Annotated in this window: 2 protein-coding genes; both read left to right on the forward strand. The window is 70.6% G+C overall.

Annotated features, from left to right (window positions below; translation table 11 throughout):
- Positions 1-54 precede the first annotated feature (54 nt).
- Entirely contained in the window at positions 55-792 is a 738-nt protein-coding gene (rph, locus tag ACFTZL_RS44810) for a ribonuclease PH (protein ID WP_382596371.1), read from the forward strand.
- A gap of 142 nt (positions 793-934) precedes the next feature.
- Entirely contained in the window at positions 935-1,333 is a 399-nt protein-coding gene (locus tag ACFTZL_RS44815) for a hypothetical protein (protein WP_184593195.1), read from the forward strand.
- Positions 1,334-1,515 lie beyond the last annotated feature (182 nt).

Below are 1,515 nucleotides of genomic sequence, written 5' to 3' on the forward strand. Positions count from 1 at the left end.
CCCCTCCCCACCGCGGGAGGGGCCCGTTCCGCTGGTACGGCTAGGCTCAGCGGCATGTCTCGAATCGACGGCCGCACCCCCCAGCAGCTCCGCCCGATCACCATCGAACGTGGCTGGAGCAAGCACGCCGAAGGCTCCGTCCTCGTCTCCTTCGGCGACACCAAAGTCTTCTGCACCGCCTCCGTCACCGAAGGCGTCCCGCGCTGGCGCAAGGGCAGCGGCGAAGGCTGGGTCACCGCCGAATACTCCATGCTGCCCCGCTCCACCAACACCCGCGGCGACCGCGAGTCCGTCAGGGGCCGCATCGGCGGCCGCACCCACGAGATCTCCCGCCTCATCGGCCGCTCGCTCCGCGCCGTCATCGACTACAAGGCACTCGGCGAGAACACGATCGTCCTCGACTGCGACGTCCTCCAGGCCGACGGCGGCACGCGCACCGCGGCCATCACCGGCGCCTACGTGGCGTTGGCCGACGCCATCGCCTGGGCCCAGCGCAAGAAGCTCATCAAGGCCGGCCGCCAGCCCCTGACCGGCACGGTCTCGGCCGTCTCCGTCGGCATCGTCGGCGGCGTCCCGCTCCTCGACCTCTGCTACGAGGAGGACGTCAAGGCCGACACCGACATGAACGTCGTCTGCACCGGCGACGGCCGCTTCGTCGAGGTCCAGGGCACCGCCGAGGCCGAACCCTTCGCCCGCGACGAACTCAACGCCCTCCTCGACCTCGCCGTCGCAGGCTGCACGGAACTCACCGCCCACCAGCGCACCGCGCTTGATACCGTCCTCGAAAAGTAAAGGACGCACCAAGACAGATGCTCGGCGCGGGCAACCGCGCCGAGCATGCTCGCGTCTGAAGAGGTACGGGCGCACGGCTCATCCCTGTGCGCTCGGCCAGCCACACGGGCCGACCGGCCCGACCGACGAGAGGGACCGTTCCATGGCCGCGAGCCGCCGACGCCGCACCGCAGCCGTCGCCGCCACCCTGGCGGCCGTCGCGCTGACCGCCGGACTGACCACCGGCTGCGCCGCCGTCGACAAGGCGCTGGACTGCGTCCAGACCGCCGACGCCATCGCCGACAGCGTCACGGAACTCCAGCAGGCCGTGGACAACGCGGCCAACGACCCGACGCAGCTCGACAAGTCCCTCGACTCCATCGACAAGAACCTCGGCGAGATCGGCGACAAGACCGACAACACGGACGTCAACAAGGCCGTGGACGATCTGAACAAGGCCGTCGACAACGTCCGTACGTCGGTCAAGAACGGCGACGAGACGCCCGACATCAGCCCGGTCACGGACGCGGCGGGCGAACTGACGAAGGTCTGCACGCCGTAACGCCGCGCCGGCTGGGCCGGGCGGTCTCGTCTGCCCGGTTCTGCCGGTGGCCGGGGCGCGGGTGCGTCGTGGCCGATCGCGCAGTTCCCCGCGCCCCCTACGGGGGGCGGGCCGTGTGAGTGGGGGGCCAGACCCCCCCGAACCACGCCACCCGCGACGCCGGGAAAAAAAACGAAAACAGG

The sequence above is a fragment of the Streptomyces sp. NPDC056948 genome, assembly GCF_042674225.1.
GTDB classification, from domain to species: Bacteria; Actinomycetota; Actinomycetes; order Streptomycetales; family Streptomycetaceae; genus Streptomyces; species Streptomyces purpurascens.

Excerpts from the sequence above, each read along its gene's own strand:
- ACFTZL_RS44815 (WP_184593195.1), top strand. The coding sequence starts at position 935 with ATGGCCGCGAGCCGCCGACGCCGCACCGCAGCCGTCGCCGCCACCCTG.
- rph (WP_382596371.1), top strand. The coding sequence starts at position 55 with ATGTCTCGAATCGACGGCCGCACCCCCCAGCAGCTCCGCCCGATCACC.